General features: G+C 40.5%; 16 protein-coding genes. 7 read left to right on the forward strand and 9 right to left on the reverse strand.

The window, feature by feature from the left end; all coding sequences use genetic code 11:
* Positions 1-74 precede the first annotated feature (74 nt).
* Positions 75-257 carry a hypothetical protein gene (locus tag SCI76_RS08235; protein WP_407545130.1) on the reverse strand — a complete coding sequence of 61 codons (183 nt, stop codon included), beginning with the start codon at positions 255-257 and terminating at the stop codon, positions 75-77.
* Between the two features lie 115 nt (positions 258-372).
* A complete protein-coding gene (nagE, locus tag SCI76_RS08240; RefSeq protein ID WP_048020240.1) occupies positions 373-2,250 on the reverse strand; it encodes an N-acetylglucosamine-specific PTS transporter subunit IIBC in 1,878 nt (625 codons plus the stop codon).
* 327 nt (positions 2,251-2,577) lie between these two features.
* Here nagE and nagA point away from each other — a divergent pair, with 327 nt between their 5' ends.
* The 4 genes from nagA to SCI76_RS08260 are packed head-to-tail and all read left to right on the forward strand — an operon-like array spanning position 2,578 to position 6,026.
* Positions 2,578-3,762, forward strand: coding sequence for an N-acetylglucosamine-6-phosphate deacetylase (gene nagA / locus SCI76_RS08245; RefSeq protein WP_048020238.1), 1,185 nt, complete (start codon positions 2,578-2,580; stop codon positions 3,760-3,762).
* Between the two features lie 2 nt (positions 3,763-3,764).
* Entirely contained in the window at positions 3,765-4,502 is a 738-nt protein-coding gene (gene nagB / locus SCI76_RS08250) for a glucosamine-6-phosphate deaminase (RefSeq protein ID WP_063247604.1), read from the forward strand.
* A gap of 57 nt (positions 4,503-4,559) precedes the next feature.
* Positions 4,560-5,285: a GntR family transcriptional regulator gene (locus SCI76_RS08255; RefSeq protein WP_034270436.1), complete on the forward strand. Its 726-nt coding sequence runs from the start codon at positions 4,560-4,562 to the stop codon at positions 5,283-5,285.
* Positions 5,286-5,300: 15 nt separating this feature from the next.
* Positions 5,301-6,026 (forward strand): SIS domain-containing protein, encoded by a 726-nt coding sequence (locus SCI76_RS08260; RefSeq protein ID WP_099330728.1) that lies wholly within the window; start codon positions 5,301-5,303, stop codon positions 6,024-6,026.
* Positions 6,027-6,774: 748 nt separating this feature from the next.
* On the opposite strand, the gene SCI76_RS08265 is transcribed toward SCI76_RS08260, so the two are convergent.
* The 3 genes from SCI76_RS08265 to SCI76_RS08275 all read right to left on the reverse strand — a co-directional run bounded on the left by SCI76_RS08265 (position 6,775) and on the right by SCI76_RS08275 (position 8,165).
* Positions 6,775-7,233 (reverse strand): GNAT family N-acetyltransferase, encoded by a 459-nt coding sequence (locus SCI76_RS08265; RefSeq protein ID WP_407545131.1) that lies wholly within the window; start codon positions 7,231-7,233, stop codon positions 6,775-6,777.
* Between the two features lies 1 nt (position 7,234).
* The gene (locus tag SCI76_RS08270) at positions 7,235-7,513 is read right to left on the reverse strand and encodes a YesK family protein (protein ID WP_328179933.1); all 279 of its coding nucleotides are present in this window, start codon (positions 7,511-7,513) and stop codon (positions 7,235-7,237) included.
* 142 nt (positions 7,514-7,655) lie between these two features.
* A complete protein-coding gene (locus tag SCI76_RS08275; protein ID WP_223546654.1) occupies positions 7,656-8,165 on the reverse strand; it encodes an SUKH-4 family immunity protein in 510 nt (169 codons plus the stop codon).
* Between the two features lie 453 nt (positions 8,166-8,618).
* Between SCI76_RS08275 and SCI76_RS08280 the strand changes: the two genes are divergently transcribed.
* Positions 8,619-11,807 (forward strand): Ig-like domain-containing protein, encoded by a 3,189-nt coding sequence (locus tag SCI76_RS08280; RefSeq protein ID WP_407545132.1) that lies wholly within the window; start codon positions 8,619-8,621, stop codon positions 11,805-11,807.
* Between the two features lie 42 nt (positions 11,808-11,849).
* Here the strand turns inward: SCI76_RS08280 and corA are convergent, their stop codons facing one another.
* Positions 11,850-12,821: a magnesium/cobalt transporter CorA gene (gene corA / locus SCI76_RS08285; protein WP_013055874.1), complete on the reverse strand. Its 972-nt coding sequence runs from the start codon at positions 12,819-12,821 to the stop codon at positions 11,850-11,852.
* Positions 12,822-13,435: 614 nt separating this feature from the next.
* Here corA and SCI76_RS08290 point away from each other — a divergent pair.
* Both SCI76_RS08290 and SCI76_RS08295 read left to right on the forward strand, forming a co-directional pair.
* Positions 13,436-13,807, forward strand: a complete 372-nt coding sequence (locus tag SCI76_RS08290) for a PilZ domain-containing protein (RefSeq protein ID WP_034270461.1) — start codon at positions 13,436-13,438, stop codon at positions 13,805-13,807.
* Between the two features lie 76 nt (positions 13,808-13,883).
* Positions 13,884-14,714 carry an LCP family protein gene (locus tag SCI76_RS08295; RefSeq protein WP_338705320.1) on the forward strand — a complete coding sequence of 277 codons (831 nt, stop codon included), beginning with the start codon at positions 13,884-13,886 and terminating at the stop codon, positions 14,712-14,714.
* Here the strand turns inward: SCI76_RS08295 and SCI76_RS08300 are convergent.
* From SCI76_RS08300 to SCI76_RS08310, 3 genes are all read right to left on the reverse strand, one after another.
* Positions 14,665-14,937 carry a hypothetical protein gene (locus tag SCI76_RS08300; protein WP_080968639.1) on the reverse strand — a complete coding sequence of 91 codons (273 nt, stop codon included), beginning with the start codon at positions 14,935-14,937 and terminating at the stop codon, positions 14,665-14,667. The two genes, SCI76_RS08295 and SCI76_RS08300, sit on opposite strands and share 50 nt — an antisense overlap.
* Before the next feature lie 131 nt (positions 14,938-15,068).
* Positions 15,069-15,710 (reverse strand): cupin domain-containing protein, encoded by a 642-nt coding sequence (locus SCI76_RS08305; protein WP_048020225.1) that lies wholly within the window; start codon positions 15,708-15,710, stop codon positions 15,069-15,071.
* Positions 15,711-15,820: 110 nt separating this feature from the next.
* A complete protein-coding gene (locus SCI76_RS08310) occupies positions 15,821-17,143 on the reverse strand; it encodes an MATE family efflux transporter (RefSeq protein ID WP_205827024.1) in 1,323 nt (440 codons plus the stop codon).
* Positions 17,144-17,159 lie beyond the last annotated feature (16 nt).

Here is a 17,159-nt window from a genome sequence, read left to right on the forward strand (position 1 = left end):
CAAACACCCTAAATTTTAACACAAAATTCTTTCAATTATGAAGAAAAGAAAAAAGAGATTGAAACGTAACTAGATCACCCCATATAAAAACGAATAAATAGGATACATGAGCTGATTGCTTGCAACAACGCTGTTGATTTCCGTGCAAGGCTTCGCTTTCCGCGGGCGGCCGGTAAGCCTCCTCGTCGCTTATGCTCCTGCGGGGTCTCACCTGTTCCGCTTTTCCCGCAGGAGTCTTCGCCTTGCCCTCCAATCAACAGCCAGAAGCAACTAAATAGATTGAATCTACGTTCACCATCACAATAAAAAGATCCGAACGCTTCATCGTTCGGATCTTCTTTTAACTAGAACAGGTTTGTTCCAGCCTTTTTATTAAAATGTAATAACGTCTTTTGTACCTTGCTTTTGGTAGCCTGTTTTTAACAGCTTCACTTCTTTATCCGCTGGCAAGTTGGTAAATACAACCGGTGTCACAATCGACGGTGCATGCTTTTTAACATACTCTAAATCCACTTGTAAAAGAGGTGTTCCTTGTTGAACGCTGTCACCTTCTTGAACAAGCGCTTGAAATCCTTCTCCTTTTAAATTCACGGTATCTAACCCAACGTGAATCAGGATTTCAATTCCTTCTACTGTTTTTAAGCCAATCGCATGTTTTGTTGGGAACACGGTCATGACTTCACCGTTAATCGGTGATACGAGCGTTCCTTCAATCGGTTCAATCGCAAAGCCGTCACCCATCATCTTTTGTGAAAACACTTGATCTTCCACTTCACTAAGCGGCTTTACAACGCCTTCAAACGGTAACACAAACTCTGTGTGTGCATCTGCTTGAACAGCCTGTTGTTCAACAGGTGCAGCGGTTGACGCTGTGCCGTATTTAACTAATTGATTCATTGCGTCTGCAACAAACTCTACTTCTGTTCCGACAATGACTTGAACATTTGTTTTGCTGAGCTTCATGATTCCTCTCGCTCCGTGACGCTTTAAGGCAGATTCGTTAATGTTGCCGGCATCAGCTACTTGTAAGCGAAGACGAGTCGCACAGTTATCAATTACGGTTAAGTTTTCTTTTCCGCCTAAATCTTCAATAAAATAAGACGCCATATCCACATATTTATCGCCTGTTGCTACAACCGTTTCGTTTGGTGTGTCTACTTCTTCATCATCTTCACGTCCCGGTGTTTTTAAATTTAATGCTTTGATCAGCGTGTAGAAAATGACAAAGTAAATGACCGCATATACAATTCCAATTCCCGCTAACAGCAGCGGTTTTTGTGAAATTCCGTAGTTTAAGAAGAAATCAATGGCCCCTGCTGAAAATCCAAATCCAGCGTGAATGCCAAGAGCAACGGCTAAAGCCATCGAAATTCCCGTTAAAACGGCATGAATAACGTATAATAGCGGTGCTACGAACATAAATAGAAATTCAATTGGTTCCGTAATTCCTGTTAAAAAAGAAGTAACCGCAAGTCCGATTAACATACCGCTGACTTGTTTGCGTTTTTCTTTTTTAGCTGCTGCAATCATCGCAAGCGCAGCTGCCGGTAAACCAAACATCATAACCGGGAAGAATCCAGACATGAACGTTCCTGCCGTTGGATCTCCTTTAAAGAAGCGATTCAAATCTCCCGTTACGCCGTGATAGTCTCCGAATACAAACCATACTAAGCTGTTTAACACGTGATGCAGTCCAATTGGAATCAACAGACGGTTTAAAAATCCGTATATACCTGCACCAAGCGCTCCTGCTCCTGTAATCCACGTTCCTAAGTTGTTAATTTGATCTTGAATCGGCGGCCAAATAACCCCGAAAATTCCTGCAAGCGCAAGCATAACGACTGAAGTAATAATCGGTACAAACCGCTTTCCTGCAAAGAAGCCGAGCCACTCTGGCAGCTTAATCGCTGAGAAACGATTGTATAGTAAACCAGCCGTTACACCTGAGACAATCCCGCCGAGTACACCCATATTAATATCTTTATCAATAGCTACAGTTCCTTTTGTTAGAACAAAATAACCGACGACTCCGGCAAGTGCTGCTGCGCCGCTTCCATCTTTTGAAAGTCCTACAGCAATTCCGAGTGCAAACAGTAGTGCTAAATTCGCAAAAATCGCATCTCCGGCTTGAGCCATAAATGGAATATCTAATAAGTCCTTTTGACCCAAACGAAGAAGCAATGCCGCAGCAGGTAATACTGCGATTGGCAGCATAAGCGATTTACCAATACGTTGTAAAAAATTCAGCATGTTTCTATCCCCTTTGTATAACGTATTTAACCCGATGTTACGAGCAAGGATTTTCGTAACAATATTTATCGGATGACAAGTTACCGCATTCATCCCTGTCCTATGATTACATAATCAGCTGAAATGACGGCGGTTTTACTGCATGGACTCATACTAGCACATAAAATATATAGTTGTCTATACCAATTTTCTTTTTAAAAACCTCTCTATATCAATGTTAAAAGCCCTTACAAAACTTTCTGGTTCACAAAAAGAATCAACTGGTCTAGACAACTATTCCAAAAAGCGTTACACTTAAATCAATACAACGAGCAAAGGAGTGTATGTATGGATACACATTCATCCATCATTATTTATAATGTAACCGTTTATAGTGAAAATCAGACATTAAAAAACGGGTATATTAAACTAACGAACAAGAAAATTACTGAAATCGGAGAGATCCATCAATACGTACGGCAGCCGAAAGACCATGTAATTGAACTTTCTCCTTCCTATAAAGTGATTCCTGGTGCCATTGACGTGCATATTCATGGCGTTAACAATGCGGACGCTATGGACGGTACGGCAGAAGCATTAAAAACAATGGCGCGCACGCTTCCAAAAGAAGGTACAACAAGCTTTTTAGCAACTACTATGACGCAGTCGAATGAAGCGGTTGAAAAAGCACTTCGCAACGCAGGCGCTTATATCGAAGAGCAAACAGATGCGGATGCTGAAGTAGTTGGTATTCACTTAGAAGGTCCGTTTATTTCACCGAAACGTGCGGGCGCGCAGCCTCCTACTCACATTCAAGATCCGAATGTGGGACTATTTCAAGAGTGGCAAAAAGCAGCCGGAGGACATATTAAACTTGTTACGTTAGCTCCGGAGCAGCCAAACGGCTTATCTCTTACTTCTTATTTAAAAGAAACAAACGTTGTCGCTTCTATTGGCCATTCTGACAGCACATATGATCAAGTTGATGAAGCCATCGAAGCAGGAGCTTCTCATATTACGCATTTATATAACGGCATGCGCGGTCTTCACCATAGAGAGCCCGGCGTATTAGGCGCCGCTTATTTGAGAGATGAATTATTTGTAGAGCTGATTACAGACGGCATCCACTGCCGACCTGAAATGGTCAAGCTTGCGTACGATCAAATTACAAGTGAACGCATGATTCTTATCACGGATTCTCTTCGTGCCAAATGGCTAAAAAACGGTACGTATGATTTAGGCGGACAGCCTGTTCACGTAAACGACACAACGGCTACCCTTGCAGATGGAACGTTAGCAGGAAGCATCTTAAAGATGAACGATGCAATTAAAAACACGATGAGCTTTACGAACTGCTCATTAGAAGACATCGTAAAGATGACCGCTGAAAACCCAGCAAAACAGCTTAACCTGTTTGATACAAAAGGAAGCCTTAAAGTTGGAAAAGATGCGGATATCGTGGTGTTAAATGAAAACTTAGATGTTGAAATGACATTTTGCCGAGGCACATTGAGCTTTCAAAAGGAGGACTAACAATGAATATCATCCAAGTGAAAAACTACAGTGAAATGAGTGCAACAGCAGCTGATATGCTGATTAGCAAACTTCATGAAAAGCCAAATATGAATCTGGGACTTGCAACGGGAGGCACGCCGAAAGGATTATATGATCGTTTAATTCAAGATCATAAAGAACACGGCACGTCTTACAAACACGTTACTTCCTTTAACTTAGATGAATATGTGGGAATGCAGCCGCAAGATCCAAACAGCTATCACTACTATATGGCAGATGCGTTATTTAATCACATTGATATTGACGTAAGCAACACGCACGTTCCTAACGGGCTGGCTGATACGCCTGAAGAAGAATGCCGCCGCTACGATGAAATGATTCAAAATCATGGAGGCATTGACCTTCAGATTCTTGGAATCGGTCAAAACGGACACATTGGCTTTAACGAACCTGGTACGTCATTCAACTCTCCTACTCATATTGTGACGTTAGAAGAGTCAACGCGAAAAGCCAATGCGCGCTACTTTAATTCTCTTGACGAAGTGCCTACTCAGGCTATTACAATGGGAATTGAATCGATTATGAAAAGTAAAGAAATTTTACTGCTTATCTCCGGGGAAGCCAAAGCAGAAGCGATGTATCAGCTGCTTAACGGAGAAATCACAGAAGACTTCCCTGCTTCTATTTTAAAGAAGCATCACTGTGTTACAATTATTGCGGACCAAGAAGCTTTAGCTAAAGTATCGACTACGGTTTAATTTATAGCCTCCTCGTCTTTTTTAGATGAGGAGGTTTACATAAAGGAGAGAACTTAAGTGATTGATAAAAGCTCACCTCTTCCGATTTATTATCAAATTGAAGAACAGTTAAAAAAACAAATTGAAAACGGAGAGTTAAAACCAAATGATTCGCTTCCTTCTGAACGAGAGTTTGCAGAACGATTTGAAATCAGCAGAATGACCGTTCGCCAAGCGATTAACAATTTAGTAAACGACGGTTATTTATATCGTCAAAAAGGCCGCGGGACCTTTGTATCTGAAAAAAAACTGGAGCAGCAGCTCGTTGGATTAACGAGTTTTACAGAAGATATGAAAGCGCGCGGAATGGTGCCAAGCAGTAAATTGCTGAGCTTTGAAATCATTGCGGCTTCAGAAAAAATTGCCGAGCAGCTGCACATTTCTCTTCATGCACCTGTTTATGAAATCAAGCGTATTCGTTTAGCTGACGACGTGCCAATGGCGCTCGAAAGCGTATATGTATCCGCTAACTTAGTCAAAGGGTTAACAGAATCCATTGTTAACGACTCTCTTTACCGCTATATAGAAGAAGAGCTAGGCCTAAATATTGGCGAAGCCAATCAAACGTTAGAATCCATTTTAGCTTCTGAAACCGAAGTGAAGCATCTTGGAATCAACTCATATTCACCCGTTCTACTGATTCAACGAAATACGTACTTGCAAGACGGCACGCCGCTTGAAGTGGTGAAATCTTCGTACCGAGCAGACCGCTATAAGTTTACGATTAACATGACACGATCTTAACTAAGGAGTTTTTTTATGTCTAGTTTATATCTACAGGAACTAACAAAACTGCTTGCTAAAGTGGAGGCGCATGAACAGCAGGCAATAGAATCCGCAGCCGAGAAAATCTCACAGCAATTAGCTTCTCATCACCTCATTCATTTATTTGGGTGCGGTCATTCTCATATTTTAACGGAAGAAGTGTTTTACCGTTCTGGAGGGCTTGCGCCGATTCATCCTATTTTTGTGGAAGAACTGATGCTTCATAAAGGAGCTTCGCGCTCTTCACAGCTAGAGCGTAAAAACGACTATGCCTCCACCTTTATGGAAAAAGAAGATATCGTACCAGGCGATATCATGATTGTCATTTCTACATCGGGCGTAAATCCCGTTCCGATTGATGTAGCTTTAATTGCAAAAGAAAAAGGCGCCTTTGTTATCGGGCTTACCTCTCCTTCTTATGCCACGAGCCGGGCTTCGCGACATAAAAGCGGAAAATACCTTCATGATGTCGTGGATCTTGTTATTAATAATCATATTCCAAAAGGAGACGTTCTTCTTCATCAGCAAGACATTTCCTTCGCTTCTGGTTCTACTGTAATTGGAGGCGCTATCCTAAATGATGTCCTATCTAAAGCCATACAAAAACTGCTCAGCCGCGGCATCACGCCTCCTGTCTTTTTAAGCGGAAACATGGAAGGTTCAGATGAACATAACCAGCGGTTGATTGATGCTTACAAAGGAAGAATTACTGCCCTATAACAGCCCCTGCGGCTGTTTTTTTGCACAAAAAAAAGATGCTTGAAAGCATCTCATCAAAGTCGGACTGTACGATTTGGACTAGATCTCCTCTTTATCAGTAGAAGTCTTGTTCACAGCACCATAACCTACTTATCCGACATAATTACTATGTTTAACATAAGTATACTCTTTTATACCTTAAGTGTCAAATAAGTTATAAGAAATTTCGTAGTGCATTCATTTGAAGATTTTTTTGCGGTAATGTTCTAGCTGACTTTTAGCTTCTTTCATAATTATCGTATGTATGATTTCATCCGTAATGTTAAAATAATTTACCATACTTAACTTATAGATTTTACATATAAATTCCTGCCAAAGTTTTGTATAAGTTTTCTTGCCGCATCTCACAAAAAAGAACCTGCATCAAAACTGATGCAGGTTCTTCCCTTCATATCATGCTAATTATTTCATGTTCATTTGCCCTTGTGAGGCCCTTTCGCTACGTATATCGGTTCATAACGAGAGTGCCAATTGTCAGATCAGAATATCTGCTTTTCATGTGAGGTAATACGTTTGCTGAAGTTGCTGTTAAGTATTCCAAAACTAAACCAGTCCCTTCATGAAGCTAAGTATTTACCTTTCACAGTAGCCTTAGAAAAATTTCTATCGGCTCTGTACTATCTGTATACCACGTTTCAATTGAACTAAACTAAAAAATTCATTTTAATCAAAAAATTCTTACCACGGGGATACAACCATTAACAGCGAATTACAAATGGAGCTTTAATCCTTCATGAGAAGCTGTGAATCCAAGCTTTTGATAGAAACGCAAAGCCTCCGATCGTTCCTTGTCCGTTGTTAATTGTACTAACTGACAATTACGTTCTTTCGCTCGTTCAATCGCCCATGTAATCAGCTGATAGCCAACCCCTTTTCCGCGCTGTGACGAAGCGGTTCGAACTCCTTCAATCGTGGCTCTCCACCCGCCTTGTCTTGCAATGTGGGGCGTAAAGGTTATTTGTTGAACACCTATTACTTCACTATCTTTACATGCGACAATCAGCTCATTGTTTGGATCCGCATCAATTGCCTGAAATGCTTGGACATAACAGTCTGGAAGCGGTAATTCATAGCGTTCTCGTTTACTTCCGAGCATATCATCCGCGAGCATTTCAACAATTTGATCCAAATCTTCTCGCACTGCTTCTCTAAAGTTTATCTCTCCCATTTTATACAGCACCTTTCCCTCGTCCATTTATGATATTAAAAAGAACGCTGACGAACAAGCTCAGAACCGACGCCAAAAATAAAGCAGCCGCTAAAGCACCAAGACCCATTCCTTCAAAGCCGCCAACTCCAAATATGCTATATAGAAATAGAAATATGCTTATTAGCATGCTGCTAAGTGAAATTCCGTACTGCACGGGCGAGTTCCTTCTATAGAAGAAATACGACGCACCAAAAAGCAGCACGAAGAAAGCACCCAATAATCCAAATAAAGAAATCATTTACACTCTCCTCCCTCCCCAAAAAGGAATTTATATCCATTATATACTATCATTTTTATTTATTCTATCTATATTAATAATCCTGCAGCCACAACTAAATAGACATGACCAAAACGGCCATGTCTATTTTTCTACTATATTATTAAAAAGAAAGTTCTTTGAACCAAAAAGAATAAGGGGCTAAGCAAGCTTCATCAATTTCATTCATACGTTTTTTGCATCGCTGCAGCACCTCAGCAGGAATGTGTCGCTCTAAGTATGCAGATTCTCCGTTTGCTTGAATCGTTTCTTCTACTAGCTCTTCAAACACATCTAAGCATGCTAAAAACTGCGGAAAAGTTGTATTCACGAAACGCTCGCAGTCATCGTTGGACGTATCGAGCAGCACAACCGAACCGTTTTTTTGATGAAGACAAATTGGATCTCCAGCGCCGGTTGTTCCTAAAAACCAATAGTGCTGGTAGCGAGATGATAACTCAAATGTTTCGCATAATGTTGTTAGCTTTCCTTTGGATGAAACGAACTCTAGAAATGGTGAAGCTTCTTTGGGCAATCCTTTTTCTGTTAGCAACTTCTTTGTCTCTTTATCAATATCAAGGGGTGCAAGCTGTTCGGCATCAAACTTCATTCGTTTTTCTTGTCGTTGCATCACATTTGACAACTTCTTTCACTCCTTTTCCCCATTTGCTCTTTCTTTGCTTTTGTTTATTATAAAAGAAATCCAGCTCGTATTATATGCTACAAATGAACTTAATTAGACTGAAAATTTTTCCAATCTTTATTTATATAGCCCGATTTCCCCTTTATAAACACAGGTAAAAAGAAACCGATCAGATTTTCTCCAACAGATTCTGCTTTTAAAAATAATTCTCATTCCCTTCTTCCCTTGTCAGCGTACTTTCGCCTCTTACAAATAGGCTCAATCTTTATTATTCCAATTTTTTCTACTTTTTGCAACTAGGACTTATCTCACCATTTTTATGCGAGATTAATAACTTGACAAAATACTAAAATAAGCAACAGTAATTATTTACAAGTTTTTAAACTTTATGGTTTAATAGGTATGTAATTCCTGTTTTTTACTATATTTTTTTGGAGGTTTAACATGAAAAAAGGGTCAATTTATCGTTTTATTGCTTTTGCTTTAATGTTCACCTTGTGTTTGAGCCAATTAGGCTTACTGAAAACACAAGCAGCAGGCAATCCTCCTGCTAATGAAAAAACATTAAGCATTGGTAAAGCAGCAAAAGGAACATTTACAGAACCAGAACAAACACATTGGTACAAAATTAATCCTTCTAAGCAAGAGGTAGCAAAGTTTTCACACTACCGAATTAAGCTTCAAAGTGATGATGAAGTAAACATCACGGTTTACTCTAGCCTTGAAAATGCCAAAAACAACGTGGCATTTGACCGTTATATGGGATACTCCTACAAAGATGAGCCTGCTCAGCTTGATTTTCCAATCGCTTGGACTGGCCCTTATTATGTGAAAGTTGAGTATTATGGAAGCGAAGACGACATGATTGAAGAAGATGCGGAAGATGGTTCAACTTCTCCAGAACCACAGCCGGAAGAAAAAACAGAAGTTCCATATACAATCAGCTATGAAGGCGCTTCACTTCCTCCTTCTCAAATGATGGAAGAAGAATGCCCGGCTGAATTAAGTACAAGCCAAAAAGAAAACGGAAAAGGTATTTTAAAAGATTTGCGTACGATTCGTGACGCTGTGCTTTCAAAAACAGCAAGCGGAAAAGACCTTTCTTCTCTTTACTACAAAGCCGCTCCGTTTATCAGCTCTAAAATGATTATCGATAAATCAATGCGCGAACAAGTATACAAAGATTTAGTTCAGCTAAAAGGTTTATTTACAGATGTAGCGAAAAACGGCGCATCAAGCACATATATGATTACAAGTGCTGATCAAAAAGCAATCAATGATTTATACAGCATCGCTTATAAATCTGTTCCGACTGCTTTAAAGAAAGACTTAGAAAAAGTAGCAGCACAGACAAAATTAAAAGACGTAACGGACTTAAACGTATCGTCTGTATTAGTAAGAGCTAAATTAGTCAGCGCAAACAGCGTTTCAACAAAAGCGGAAACTCGCTATATTGTTAAATTAAAAGATGGTGCAAATGCAAAGTCATTTAAAACAAAAGCACAGTCAAAATCAGCAAGCATTGAATCTATTAATCCATTAAAACAATCAGCTGCTTCTTTTGATAATATGTTTGTTATCCAATTAGATGACAGCAATGGAAAAAGCTTCAGTACGTCGTCTGCTCAAGGTAAAATGACGGCAAAACAAATTCAGGCACTTCCTGAAACTGAATTTATCGAGCCGGTTCAAGAGTACCACGCTCTTTCAATGGATTCACAATATCCGTATCAGTGGTCATTAAACAACACGGGTAAAAATGACGGTACTCAACATGCTGATATTCAGTACGAATCGCTTGAAAAACTACTAAACGGGCAAAAATTAAAAGATACGGTTATTGCTGTTGCCGATACGGGCGTCGATTCATCACTTGCTGATTTAAAAGGCGTAGTGGATACAAAGACTGGATACAACTACGTGGATCGTTCGTCGAATGCAACTGATGACAATGGACACGGAACTCACGTAGCAGGTATTATCGCAGCCTCTGCAAACAATAACTATTCAATGGCCGGCATTAATTCTCACGCGAAAATTTTACCGGTTAAAATTCTAGACGCATCTGGAAGCGGAGATACAGAACAAATTGCGTACGGTATTAAATACGCGGTTGATCACGGTGCAAAAGTTATTAACTTAAGCCTTGGCGGATCTTACAGCCGCGTGCTTGAATATTCATTAAAATATGCATACGACCATAACGTAACGGTTGTAGCAGCAAGCGGAAACGACGGTATGGAAGAGCTCTCTTACCCAGCTTCATCTGCCTATGCGATTTCAGTAGGCGCGTCAAACCGTTTAGATATCGTATCTGACTACTCAAACTATGGAAAAGGATTAGATATTACAGCTCCAGGCTCTGATATTCCAAGTCTTGTTCCAGACGGAAACGTTACTTATTTAAGCGGAACATCAATGGCGACACCTCACGTGGCAGCCGTTGCGGGATTATTACTGTCCCAAAACCCAGGCTTAAAGCCAAAAGACGTTGAAAAACGCCTAACGGATACAGCTAAAGATATTAAGTTTGACGAGAAAGATGCTCCTGTATATGATGACGAAGAAAGTCCAGCAGAACCTCCTGCTCCAGGCTACGATTACGTATCAGGATGGGGACGTTTAAATGCGTACAGCGCGGTAAGTGCACAGCAGCTGCAAGCGCAGGTAAATACATTTGTCAGCACGCAAAAAGTTGTTACAGGTAAAGCTCAAAGCGGTTCAACTGTTAAAGTAATGAACGGCTCAAAAACACTTGGCACTGCCAAAGCTGATGCAAAAAATACGTTCTCTGTGAACATTCCAGCTCAAAAAGCTGATACCGTTTTACAGGTGGTTGTCACAAACGGAAAAGCAAGCACAAGCATTCGTGCAGTCGTTCAAAAAGCACCTGCCAAACCAGCGGTAAAAGCCGTGACGAATAAAGATGAATACGTAACAGGAACGTCTAAAGCGAATTTTACGGTAAATGTTAAAAACAGCGCTAAACAAGTGATTGCTTCGGCAAAAGCTGATGCAAAAGGCGCGTTCAAAGTGAAGATTCCAAAACAAAAAGAAAACACAGTCTTGTATATCACGGCTACAAACAGCCAAAAACAAGAAAGTGAAGAAGTAAAAGTAACGGTGCGTGACGTTATTGCTCCAAATGCACCTAAAGTGAATCCAGTCAGCGACGCGGATACGGCTATTAAAGGAACAGCAGAAGCAAATGCATCTGTTGTAGCCAAAGTGAACAACAAAGAAATCGGCAAAGCAAAAGCTAACGCAAAAGGTCAGTACAGCATAACGATTAAAAAACAAAAAGCGGGTACAGCAATCAGCGTAACAGCAGCAGACGCAGCTAACAACACAAGTAAAGCTACGACTGTAAAAGTGAGCGATAAAACTCCTCCTGCTGCACCAAGCGTAAATGCTGTCACAACAAAAAGCACGGTTGTAACGGGTAAAGCAGAAGCAAATGCTACCGTAACAGTAACCGTAAACAAAAAAAGCATTGGCTCTGCTGCTGCTAACAGCAAAGGACAATACTCAGTAAAAATTAAAAAGCAAAAAGAAAAAACAGTTTTAAGCGTAACGGCAAAAGACAAAGCGAACAATACGAGTAAAGCAACAACAAAAACGGTGACAAAATAAAGAAAGAAAAAGGCACTTGGCTTATAGCCAAGTGCCTTTTTGTTATAACAGCTGTTTGTTTTTAAAATATTTCCACATTCCCCACGTTAACACAATTAACATAACAATAATAACAGCAGTAGCCCAGTGGGAATTTTGATATGGAATCGGTACGTTCATTCCAAAAAATCCGGTTACGAACGTTAGCGGAAGCATAATCGTTGAAATTAACGTTAAGACATTCAGCTTTTCAGATGAAGTTGCATTGGTAATAGAATAATACGTATCAAGCGCACTGTTTACGAGGTCTCTAAACGTTTCGGCAGAGTCTACAATACGCTCTAAGTGGTCAAGCAAGTCAATGTAGAAAGGAACATTTTCTTCTCGTATGTCGAATTTCCACTTTCCATTAACCGTTAAGAAAATTCGGCGCTGAGGCAGAATAACGCGACGGATTAAGATAATCGTTCTTTTTAACGCCAAGAACTCTTCCGTCACTCCGCGGACTTCTTTGTTGTAGATTTCATCTTCTAATTCATCAATACGCATGTCAATTCGGTCTAAAATCGGAAAATATTCGTCCGTGATGCCATCAATCAAAGCATATAGCAAAAAGTCGGCGCCGCGGTTCATAAACTTTGGATAGCGTGAGCACACAGCATCCATTTTGCGAAGCCAGCCCATTTTATGTTTATGAATCGTCACTACGTAATTTGATCCGACAAAGGCATTTAACTCAAGCGTGGTAATCTCGTCATCACTTTCTTCGTTATAGCGAAGCGCGTGAAAAACGAAAAATTTATAGTCTTCGTAATCATCCATTTTAGCGCGAGGACTGTCGTGTAAGCAGTCTTCGATCGCCAATGGGTGAAAATCGAATAATTTAGCAATTTGAGCAAGCTCTTGTCCGTGGACATCATACAGATCAATCCACAGCAAATTATCAGGATTGCGCAATTTTTCATGCACGTCTCCTAAATCAAGATTCGTTACCATTTCTTTTGTTTCATCATCATATAAGTATGTTTTAATCATTGATTTTTCACCTCACATCATTGAGGCATTAAGGAGTATTTTCCTTCGTTGAAATGAGAGGAACACATACACCTTTGTTGCCCCTATCTTGTTTTGCAGTAACCTTCATCGAAATGGGGTCATCAGTGCCCATTCATCTCACCTCCTAATTAGTTGAAGGAACGCTGACTTGTAATACAGCTACTTCACAAAGTTTAATTTTAACATACAATCCAACTCTAGCGTAGCGCTTTTTTCAAAACCTTTCCCTCACCATTTAAAGTTTCAAACAAAACTTCCGATACTATAAAAGCAAGTTATTATGCCCTTATTTTACAAAAGCCCTACTAGTATACCCGCTAGTTAATAATACGATAGTACTTACAAACAGCAAGCACTACCCCAGACCTCTCGAACCCTCCCACAAAGGTCTACCTAATCGTAGGCCACCAACCCCGCAAGGGGGGTGACCTACGATTAGGTCTAGAATATCTACCATGGCCGGTCTGTGGCCATGGTAGATATTCTACATCGATAAACATTATATGGGTGATGGGGAAAAACGTGTAGGAATTTTTAGACTTTCATCGAATACTTACTTAACAAACTTAGATTACGAAAAGGACTGATGATACATGCATTTTAAACGTGAAGAACCGTTTCGCTTTTTATTTGAGACTCCCATTGTTGGAACGTTTTCCATTGCTAAATACGACAACAAAGAAATCGATTCTAAGCCAGGTCCTTTGTCTGTTATCGACCTTTCACCAAAAGGAATCAAAATAATTACGCCGCTTGATTTACCTATTTTCAACCATCAAATTCAGCTAAAAATCAGCTTTTATTTAAATGAAAAACCCATCCATATTACCGGACTTTGCGTGTGGAAAGAAAAACGGCACACCGAATACCTTTATGGCATTGAAGCATTTAACGATGTGGAAGAACAAGCAATTTTAATTACAGAGCTCAAAACCTACGCCAAGAAAAAGCAAGATACGCAATAAAAATAGCGCTCATTTGTTTTACTCCCCTTTTAAGATGGCAATACTACGAACGACTTCGATAGAAAAAGGTGAGACGATGAGCAGCAAAGCAAAAAAAGAATGGATTGGCGGCCTCGTACTGTTTTTACTCGTCAGTTTTGTCAGCATCACGTTTGCAGGCTATCATACGGTGAAAGCTGCCGTTGATCAAACGTATGTACCGCTTGAGCATGGTAACAAAACACACGTCAATTTAAAAAAAGGACAACCGTTTTCCCTGCTTTTAATTCAAGAAAACCATCAAAATACGTCATTTGTATATATGACTGTTAATAAGCAGCATGAATCAATAAAAATGACCCACTTGCCAGGGTCAACTCAGCTCGGCAATGAAACACTGCGAACCATTTATCATCAAGGAAATATGAATGCTGTTGTAAAAAAAGTCGAAACATATGCAAAGCTTCCTGTTGATTATTATGTCAAAATGGATCAGCAGTCAGTCGTCGATGCTGTAGATAAATTAGGCGGCATTATCGTCACAAACAAACGTGCTTTTGAACACAGCAACATTGTTTTTCCAAAAGGATCGATTCGCCTTAACGGAAAAGAAGCACTTGTTTATTTAAAGGAGCGGAATGAACAAGACGTCTTTACGGCGCATGAAAGACAGCTGTCCGTCGCGAAAGCCATTTTCAGCCAAGCAGCTACGATTCCCAATGTTACAAAGCTGCATTCTCTTGTATTTACGCTGGCTGATCACATTGAAACCAACGCAACCTTTAATGATATCAAACGGATTCAAAAAACCTATAAGCCGGCCGTTGCTCACGTAGACAAGCAGCAGTTTCCGCAAAACGAATGGAATCAAAAACAAGTCACAACCCGTCTACACAAGCACTTAGAACGTGAGGAGCTGTTTTTATAAAAGACGCCTCACGAAAATGAGGCTGGGACATAACAAAATGAAACCAATCTAAAGACGACCAAAGGAGATACATGAGCTGAACTGCTTGTGACACCGCAGTTGATTTCCGTGCAAGGCTTCGCTTTCCGCGGGCGGCCGCTGAGCCTCCTCGTCGCTTGCGCTCCTGCGGGGTCTCATCTGTTCCGCTTTTCCCGCAGGAGTCTTCGCCTTGCCCTCCAATCAACTGCTAGAAGGAGTGAAACAAATGAAATCTACGTTCACTATAACAGAAAAACGAACCGTGAATTAAACATTTTGATTCATGGTTCGTTTTTCACTTCGCCTAAAAGACTTTTGTCCCAGCCTCTTTTTTTGCTACTTATCTTCAGCAGGCACTACTTTTTCATTTATCTTAACCACAATTCGTTCATCCCGTTCATCTTTGAGATAGCTCTTTTGATAAAAAGAATGATTAGGCGGCCCAATGATAACTGTATCGGTAATCGGAGCAACGGCTTCTGCTACTTCATTTGCGCTTACTCCGTATGCTTTTTGAAACACGATCGGAGGCGTTAAACGCAGCACGTCGGATCCTTCTGTAGACTCAAATTGATCATTGTTAAAAAAGAGATGCAGATGCGCTTCTTCCGATAGAGGTTCAATCCAATGCCACCAGCCCATCGGTATAAAAACAACTTCGCCTTCTTTTATTCGGTAATTGTGCATGCTGCTTGTATCAGGGTCCAAGATAGACACCTGCACTTCACCTGAAACGACGACATCTAATTCCCACGCGTTTGGATGCCAGTGCGGCTCTCTCATATGCCCTTTCGTCATATATAAATCAACAAAAGCACCTCCGAGCATGGCAGGCAGCTGAGTTGAGGTTAGCTGATACGCTATATTTTGGTCGTTTCGTTTGAACAGGACGTTTTGCTTATAATTCACTGACAGATTAGGCGTTCCTGAGCTTTTTTTAATATTTGAATTATCCGGCACAAATCCAGATTTACTCATAGTGTCATACCCTCTTTTCATTAAAAAGTTATATGCACTATCCTATTAAAACTCTTTGATAAGGGTGTTTTAATTAGAAAAAATAAAAAACGAGCGTTTCCACTCGTTTTTTATCCGACAAGACGTTCAATTTTCTTTTTCTTCCATACAAATTGATAATAGCTGTACTGCAGGATTAAGCTGACCACAAACGCCGCTGGGTATCCAATCCAAATCCCTTTGATTTCAAGAGGCGTAAACTGCGATAACACGTAGGCTACGGGCACTTCTACACACCAAATCGCCATAATACTAAATACCGTAGGCCAAAGCACCGTACCGCTTGCTCGCATCGTAGCGGTAATAATTTGCGCATGACCGAAAATCAAATAGCTCCAAAGCGTTATCACTAACAGCTCTTCAGCAATATGGAGCGTGTGCTGACTTGTTAAAAACAGAGCTAAAATTTGATTAGAAAAGAGATAAATAAATAAAATCAACACGCTGCCAATAACATAATTCAGCATAATTCCAGAGCGGATCACTTCTTTTAAACGCTCAAATTTATTGGCGCCAATCGACTGCGCCGCAAAAATAGAAACCGCAATTCCTAAGCTGATTGCCGGCATTTGTACATAGCTTGCCACTTGGTTCACCGCTCCGTACGCTGCTGTAGCGTCTGAGCCAAATCCGTTTACAAACGTAATGACCGCAATTTCAGAAAGAGAAACTAAAATCATATTGATACTAGCGGGAATCCCTAAACGCATAAGCAGCTTTAACAGCGTTCCGTCCATTTTTAATGAAATGGATGAGTCAAACTTTAACGGATGATTTTTCCTACGCAAATAGATAATCATAATAATGAACGTTAATACGGTTGAAAACACCGTTGCGTACGCAGCGCCGTACACGCCAAGCTTTGGCACTCCAATCCATCCGAAAATTAAAATCGGAAGAAAAATCAGGTTTAAGACCGTACTCACAACTAAAAAGTAGAAAGGCGTTTTAGAGTCTCCGGTTCCGCGCATAAACGTCGTATAAACAAAGTATAAAAACAAAACAGGAATCGCCACAAACAAAATGCGCGCATAGTGAACCGTTACGTCAATAATATTAGCCGGCGTTCCCATAATCCGAAGAATCTCCGGAGCAAATATGCTCCCCAAAACAGCAAGCACAATTCCGACCAAAAAGGTAAACGTGAGCGTGGTACCGATAATTTCTTTCACTCGTTTTTCATTTTGTGCCCCGTACGCTTGCCCGATTAAAATGGAACTTCCTGACCCAATTCCAATTGAAAACGACACGAGCAGGAAAAACAGAGGAAAAAACGCGGAAATAGCGGCTAACGCATCAACTCCAAGCGCTCTTCCGACAATAATACTCCCTGCCAGCTGCCCAACGGACTGCATGGCATTACTTAACATAAGCGGAATCAAAAACACAAGCATCAGCTTACTGACGGAT

Source organism: Priestia sp. HNGD-A6 (assembly GCF_045784335.1).
In the GTDB taxonomy this organism is placed as follows: domain Bacteria; phylum Bacillota; class Bacilli; order Bacillales; family Bacillaceae_H; genus Priestia; species Priestia zanthoxyli.